This is a genomic window from Sphingomonas ginsenosidimutans (assembly GCF_002374835.1).
GTDB classification, from domain to species: Bacteria; Pseudomonadota; Alphaproteobacteria; order Sphingomonadales; family Sphingomonadaceae; genus Sphingomonas; species Sphingomonas ginsenosidimutans.
This window is the reverse complement of record NZ_NWVD01000028.1, coordinates 1-6,487: the sequence shown is the minus strand read 5'-3', so window position 1 is coordinate 6,487 and position 6,487 is coordinate 1. Positions and strand designations below refer to the sequence as shown.

At 65.4% G+C, this 6,487-nt stretch carries 8 protein-coding genes; 4 read left to right on the top strand and 4 right to left on the bottom strand.

Annotated elements, in window-relative coordinates; genetic code table 11:
- From COA17_RS18290 to COA17_RS18280, 3 genes are all read left to right on the top strand, one after another.
- Positions 1 to 190, top strand: a 190-nt coding sequence (locus tag COA17_RS18290) for an AlpA family phage regulatory protein (RefSeq protein ID WP_281253343.1), incomplete at its 5' end; no start/stop codon positions are given.
- A gap of 121 nt (positions 191 to 311) precedes the next feature.
- Positions 312 to 938 carry a LuxR C-terminal-related transcriptional regulator gene (locus COA17_RS18285; protein ID WP_084276682.1) on the top strand — a complete coding sequence of 209 codons (627 nt, stop codon included), beginning with the start codon at positions 312 to 314 and terminating at the stop codon, positions 936 to 938.
- A complete protein-coding gene (locus COA17_RS18280; protein WP_084276683.1) occupies positions 935 to 1,384 on the top strand; it encodes a VOC family protein in 450 nt (149 codons plus the stop codon). Before COA17_RS18285 ends, COA17_RS18280 begins: the two co-directional genes overlap by 4 nt.
- A 13-nt stretch (positions 1,385 to 1,397) precedes the next feature.
- Here the strand turns inward: COA17_RS18280 and COA17_RS18275 are convergent, their stop codons facing one another.
- A complete protein-coding gene (locus tag COA17_RS18275) occupies positions 1,398 to 2,252 on the bottom strand; it encodes a helix-turn-helix domain-containing protein (RefSeq protein WP_176217822.1) in 855 nt (284 codons plus the stop codon).
- 74 nt (positions 2,253 to 2,326) lie between these two features.
- Here COA17_RS18275 and COA17_RS18270 point away from each other — a divergent pair, with 74 nt between their 5' ends.
- Positions 2,327 to 4,255, top strand: a complete 1,929-nt coding sequence (locus COA17_RS18270; RefSeq protein ID WP_176484960.1) for an alpha/beta hydrolase family protein — start codon at positions 2,327 to 2,329, stop codon at positions 4,253 to 4,255.
- A gap of 13 nt (positions 4,256 to 4,268) precedes the next feature.
- On the opposite strand, the gene COA17_RS18265 is transcribed toward COA17_RS18270, so the two are convergent.
- From COA17_RS18265 to COA17_RS18255, 3 genes are read right to left on the bottom strand one after another with little or no spacing between them, the layout of a single operon-like run.
- Complete coding sequence (locus COA17_RS18265; protein ID WP_141397135.1) at positions 4,269 to 4,634, bottom strand: DUF1801 domain-containing protein; 366 nt, start codon at positions 4,632 to 4,634, stop codon at positions 4,269 to 4,271.
- Between the two features lie 5 nt (positions 4,635 to 4,639).
- The gene (locus COA17_RS18260; RefSeq protein WP_084276686.1) at positions 4,640 to 5,089 is read right to left on the bottom strand and encodes a DUF4199 domain-containing protein; all 450 of its coding nucleotides are present in this window, start codon (positions 5,087 to 5,089) and stop codon (positions 4,640 to 4,642) included.
- Positions 5,082 to 6,005 carry an AraC family transcriptional regulator gene (locus COA17_RS18255; protein ID WP_084276687.1) on the bottom strand — a complete coding sequence of 308 codons (924 nt, stop codon included), beginning with the start codon at positions 6,003 to 6,005 and terminating at the stop codon, positions 5,082 to 5,084. Before COA17_RS18255 ends, COA17_RS18260 begins: the two co-directional genes overlap by 8 nt.
- Positions 6,006 to 6,487 lie beyond the last annotated feature (482 nt).

Sequence of the window (6,487 nt, the reverse complement as noted above, 5' to 3'; positions counted from 1 at the left end):
CGAAGCGGTTCCGCCGGCGAGGCTTTTGCGCCTACCGGAAGTGATCGCCCGCGTCGGACTGCGCCGCTCCGCCATCTACCAGCGTATGAGCGAGGGGCGGTTTCCGAAATCGCGATCGCTGGGGCCCAAATGCGCAGTTTGGGTTGAAGCCGAGATCGATGAATGGATCCGCGCCGTAGCCAGAGCATGAGCAGACAATCGCCAATAAGACGCCTTGATGCGGTACATACGACCCCGAGTATGAGCAACGCGAATGCCCAATTGCTGGACAGGGTAGGGTAAATAGATCGACTCTGCGATATGCCCACCACATGAACAGTCGTGGCAGACCACCTCACCCCGATATCTTAACCCCCGCGGAATGGCGGGTCATTGAAGGCGTTCGCCACGGTCTCAGTAATCCGGCGATCGCCAAGCTGTGCACACTCTCGCCCGATGCGGTAAAATTTCATGTCAGTAACATACTGGGCAAGCTTGGCCTTCGGTCCCGCAGCGAATTGCGACAATGGCCGGGTGTGCGGGCGGACAGCGCAATGGCGACCGCAATAATTGGCTCCGACCTCGGCGATTGGTCGCTAGGGCAGGTGTCGCGAACTGCGCGCGATCTCGATGCTATGGCCGATTGGTTGCGCGACATCGTCGGCCTTCCGGAGATCATGCGCTTCCCCAACGCCGCGTTCTTCGATTGTGGCGGCGTGCGCCTGTATCTGTCCGCGGCCAAAGAGGGAACGAATTCGATCCTTTATTTTCGCGTGGGCGACATTGCAGGCGAAACCGAGCGTCTGCGCGCTGTGGGCGTTACCATCCTCAGCGTACCGCACCGAATCCACGTCCACCCCGACGGTCGCGAAGAATGGATGGCGTTCTTTGCCGATCCCGACGGCGGCAGCATTGGCCTGCTGAGCGTGGTCGATCCTAAAGCAGGAGAAGATGCATGATGAAGTGGATTTTGACGCTTGCTCTCGCAGCCACCCCGGTGACGGTCTGTGCAGAAGTCGGGCGCGCACCAGTACTTGCCAGGGCGCAGTTCGAGCAAGTCGCCCTGACCGTGACCGATCTCGGCAGGGCTCGCGCATTCTACCGCGACTGCCTTGGGCTGATCTTGCTCTTCGAGGCGGGCGATATGCTGTTCTTCGACGTCGCTGGGACGCGGCTGATGCTGGCGCATGATGGTGCTCGCAAACAGCCAGAGCGACCTGCGGGTATCCTCTATTTCCATGTCGATGACTTCACCGCTGCCCGCGCTCGTCTTGAAACGAGCGACGCTGCACTGGTGGGGGATGTGGAGACGGTGCAGTCCAACCCGGCTGGTTTTCTGAGGCTTCAGCAATTTACCGATCCCGACGGCAACATGCTCGCGATCATGGGCCACGTCCCGCGCTGACGGCCGTTGGCATTCAGTAGAGCGCGATCCCCATCCTTTCGGCAAGACCCCGGTCCACGCCGTTGCGGATGGCGTCCCCGCTCGTCTTGAGACGGCGATACTGGTTCGGTGTGAGATGCGCATAGCGCCGGAAGGCGCGCGTCAAATGCGCCTGATCGGCGAAAAGCGCACTGGCCTGGCTGATCGAGCCGGTGTGGAACAGCGTGGCCCAGGCGTGTTCGAACCGTGCGTGACCTAGCAGCGCCTTGGGGCTAATCCCGAATTCGTCGCGCATGATTGTGCGAAGCTGCCGGGCGCCGATGCCAAGCTGAGCGGCGATTGCGCCGACCGAGGTTCTCGGGCGGTTCAGCATGACCGCGTGAACCCGCGACAATGCACTGTGCCGGCTTCCTATCGCGGCACCGTCGAGCCGCGCCATCGCCCAGGCTTCGACAATCCGCAGCCGTGTGGCGAATTGCGATGCTCCAGCGATCCGTTCGGCGAGCACGGCGGCCCCGGGCGCGACTGCGGTGAGATCGTGATCGGCATCGACCAGTGCGGCGAGCGGGCAACCGAGCAGGTCGCGCACGCCCAGCGGGGTCAGCTGGAGCAGGAACCAGTCCGAGCGCGCGCCGGTCGCGTGGTCATAGGACCGGGTCTTCGGCCCGAACACGCTGGCCAGGGGCAGAGGGTAAAGCGGTTCGCCGCAGCGCGCGTTGGCAAAATGCTCACCGCAATTGATGAAGATCTCGCAGTTCATGTTGGGGAAGATGCGATACAGCTTCGGTGGGGCGACGGCGCGGCGCTGGATCGCCATGCGGATCCACGGACGCAGCGCTGGCGGCAGCGGGCTGCTCCAATTGGTTGCCGTCTCTTCCGTTTTGTTCAAGACGAGTGCTTCCCGCGCATCATAAGGGGAGGGCATAGATGTTTCCGGAGAGGCCCGCCACGATGTTTTCGAGCATGCTGCTTGCCGTTGCCACACCGCTTTCTGCTGTCCCGCTGATCCCGTTCGAAATTCTGGCAAAGGCACCGGCGATCTCGGCCGCTGTTCTATCGCCCGATGGCACGCGGGTGGCGACCATAGAGACCGTGGACGGGCGTGGTGCCGTTCATGTCGGTCCATTGGCGGGCCCGCGTCGGCTGGTGCTGCGCAATCCCGATCGTTCGATCGACAATGTGCGCTGGTCGGCCGACGGGCGCTGGCTGCTGGTCATGCAGGACAGCGGCGGAGACGAAGGCTACCACCTGTTCCGCATAGATCCCGCCACCCCCGGAAGCGCGCGCGACCTGACGCCGTTTGCCGGCGCGAATGCGGAAATTCTCCGCACGCCCGCAGGACAGGCCGGACCGCTGCTCCTCGCGATCAACCGGCGCGACCCCGAATTCGCCGATGTCTACGCTGTCGACCCCGACGCGGGGACGGTGCGCGAAGTGTTGCGCAATGATGCGGGCTATACCGAGTTCTTCGCCGATGCGTCAGGCGTCGTGCGCGCGGCCGGGCGGATCACGCCGGACGGATCGCTCGAGCTGTGGGGGCGTGGCGAGGGGGACGGGCACTTCGTGCGCCTCTATGCCGCGCCCGCGACAGAGCGCTTCAAGATCATCGGCATCCATGCCGACGGGCGATCCGTGATCGTGCGGAGCAATCGCGGCAATGACATCGAGCGCGCGCTGCTGATCGGCTTTGGCGGCGGCAAGCCCCGGCGGCTGAAGGGCGCCGATTGCGGCAGTTTCGATGTCGACGATGTCCTGCAGGCCGCGTCAGGTCCGATCGCGGCCGCCTGCACGCGCATCGCGAGCGATCTCGCGCCGCTGGACGGCGACTTTGCCAAGGCGGTCCGACTGGCCCGCGCGGTAGCGCCCGGTGACAGCCTGAGCCTCGAATCCCGGTCGGCTGACGGGCAGATCTCGCTGTTCTACACCGATGCCGGACACCGGCCCGGGCGCTTCATCCTGGTGCGCGGCGACAAGGCCTCGGTCTTTGCCGAAACGCGCCCCGAGCTTGTCGGCTATGCCTTCGCACCGACCGAGCCGTTCCGGTTGCGCGCCCGCGATGGCCTCCCGCTGCTCGGCTATGTCACCCGCCCGCTTGGGAGCCGCGGGCCGGGGCCGACCATCGTCGCGGTCCACGGCGGCCCCTGGACCCGCGATGCGGCCACCTTCGAGCGGGAAACGCAATTCTACGCCAATCGCGGATACACCGTCATACAGGTCAATTTCCGGGGATCGACGGGCCTCGGCAAGCGGGTATTCGATGGCGGTGTCGGCGAATTCGGGGCGCGGATGTCCGACGATGTCGACGATGCGGTCAGGCACGCCGTCCGTCAGGGCTGGGCCGATCCTGCGCGGGTGTGCATCATGGGCGGATCCTATGGCGGCTTCGCAGCGCTTACCGGCATTTCGCGCGAGGGCGGCTTTGCCTATCGCTGCGCGGTGGACTTTGCCGGGCCGGCCGATCTGGAGACCCTCGTCCGCGCCTTCCCGCCGAGCTGGCAGCCCTTCCTGCCGCGCTCGTGGTATCGCTTCGTCGGCAACCCCGACCGGCCGGAGGATGCCGCACGGATGCGCGAACGCTCGCCGCTCACCCATGTCGGGGCGATGCGCGCACCGCTGCTGATCTTTCAGGGGGCCAATGATCCCCGCGTGCGGCAGGACCAGTCGGACCGCATCGTCTGCTCGCTGCGGGCGCGGGGGATCGATGTCGACTACCTGCTGGCTGCAAACGAGGGCCACAGCTTCGCCAACGAGGAGACCTCGCTCGCGATCACCCGCGCGACCGAAGTGTTCTTCGCGCGCCATCTGGGCGGGCAGGTCGGCGCCGAACCGCCCGCCGCGGCCACCCGGGCGCTGGATGCGTTCCGCGCCGCCGGCAGGGCTATCGAGTGCTGATCGCTCTTTAGGGTCAGGCGCCGATTGCGGCGCGCAGGTCGGGCTCCATCCGCGCCGCAAGCGCTGTCAGCTCCCTGAGCTGTGCGAACACCGCGTCGTCGGTTTTCTTCACGTTGAAGCATGTCTTGCCCTGACGCCGCGTGGCGAGCCCCTCGGGCACAGCAGCTTCCAGCGCGGGGAGCGTGTAGAGCGGCATGATGTGATAGGCGACATAGGACTTCTTGATCGCGATCCACCCGAACCATGCCGGCTGCCCGGTGCGCGCCTCGATCCAGTGGGTCTTGAGCGTCAGGTTGCTTGGCGAGTCCTCGGCAACCGTCATCCCTGGTGCGGCCTCGAGCATGATCGCCCGCAGCTCGGCGAAGATATTCTGAAACAACACACTCATTCCGACTGCCCTCCCTTGCGCATAATCAGCGTGGCGATGACAGTGATGGCCATGCCCACCACCAGCGACCCCATGACCACCGCAGCCAGCTGCGACGGCACGTCGACCGCTGCCCCGCGCGCCTGCATCGCCGCCACGAACTCGGGATTGATGATGGTATAGTAAGCCGCGAAGAAGGCGAGGCCGATGGCGGCGCTGATCGCAGAAACCCCCAGCCCGATTGCCAGCGCGCTGCGCCACCTCAATTGCCCGTCCCCCGCCTGCCGCGCCCGGCGCAGAGCCCAGCCGACGGCGACAACCGGGAAAATGACCGCGACGAAGCCGGTCTTCGCCCCGACATCGAGATGCTCGTTGTGCCAGCCCATCGCAAACTCGAACAGCGTCCACGCCATGGCGCCGCCGCCCGACAGCAGCCCTGCAAGCAAGGTTGTTCTCAGATCAGGCATGATGACCTCCGTCGGGGGGATCGGCGACAGGCACGCGGCATTCGAGATCGAACGCGTCCCAGCCGATGTCCTCGGGCAATTGCAGATAGGCCTCTTCGGCCGGGGCGTCGCGCAGATCGAGCCCGGAGGCGGGAAGCCAGCTTTTGAACAGCGACGACCACGCACGATCGACAGCGGCAAGATCGCCCTTCACCCGGGTGACTGCCCACAAGCCCGCGTCCCGCTCAGCTACTGAGAAACGCGGCGGCGGGTTAAGGCCATCGGGCAGCTCGATCATGAAATCATAGCGACATCGCGACAGCGGCGTCAGATCGGGATCGTCGCGCGAGGCGCCGACAATCCTGCCGCCGCGCGTTTCAAGCCCCTGTTCATCGGCCCAGGCGCGCAGGCTCTGGTAGGCTGCGACAAGCTTGCCTGGCGCAAGATAGCCGCCCCATACGCGCGCCGCGGCGAGCCGGGCCGCGGGGCGTTGCTCGAGCGTCACCGCAAAGTCGGGATCGAGCGGGGGCGCCGGGCGCAGGAAGAACGCCGACACCGCTTCGACTTCGGTCCGGTCCGGCCGCGCGTCCCACCACGCCTCGCGATCGAAGGCGGAGGGCGGCACACCGTAGACCCGCCTGAAGGCCCGCGCAAAGCTCGCCGGCGAGGCGAAACCGCAAGACGCGGAAGCAACCTTCCACGATTGTCCGCGCCGGGAGAGAAGGATCGCCCGTTCAAGCCTGCGCCGTTCGGCAAAGCTGCGCAGACTTTCGCCCGTGAGCGCGCGGAACACGCGGTGGAAATGGTAGGCCGAAAGGCACGCGATCGCAGCGACCCGTTCGAGCGTCAGCGGTTCGTCGGGGTGCGCTTCGACGTGGGCGATGGCACGCGCGATCCGCGCTTCGTATCGCTCGCCGTGGACGCCAGCTTCGGTCACGTTTGCCCCATGAGTTTGCCGCCATACGCCTCGCAGTCCGCAGAGCGGCAGTCAAACGCGGCGACCACACACTTCTTGCGCAAATGCTCAGCGCAGGACCTGCCGCAGGAAGGCGAGCTTCGCCTCATAGGCCGCGAATTCGGCGGCACCCTGCGCATCGATGTCGGTTGCGAAGAAGAAGGCACTATCTGCCTGCCAGGCGCTGTGGGGATAAGCGGCCGCATTGCCAAGCTTGGGTCGAGCGCCGCGCGCAGCCTATAGGGGATCATTGCTGTTCAGACGGAACCGCCAATGGCGACTTTGTCATGCTTCTGGAAGTTTGCTGCCAATCAGGAAGCGACCCCATAGCCGCCATCAGTATAGCAACATCAAGACTTCTGCGGATCGCGCTGCAGCATTGGGATATTGTATAGCTTTGCCAACATCGCCCCAATGCGAGCGCGCTATGTGGCGAAAATGCCAAACCGCTTCGCCCTTGCCGC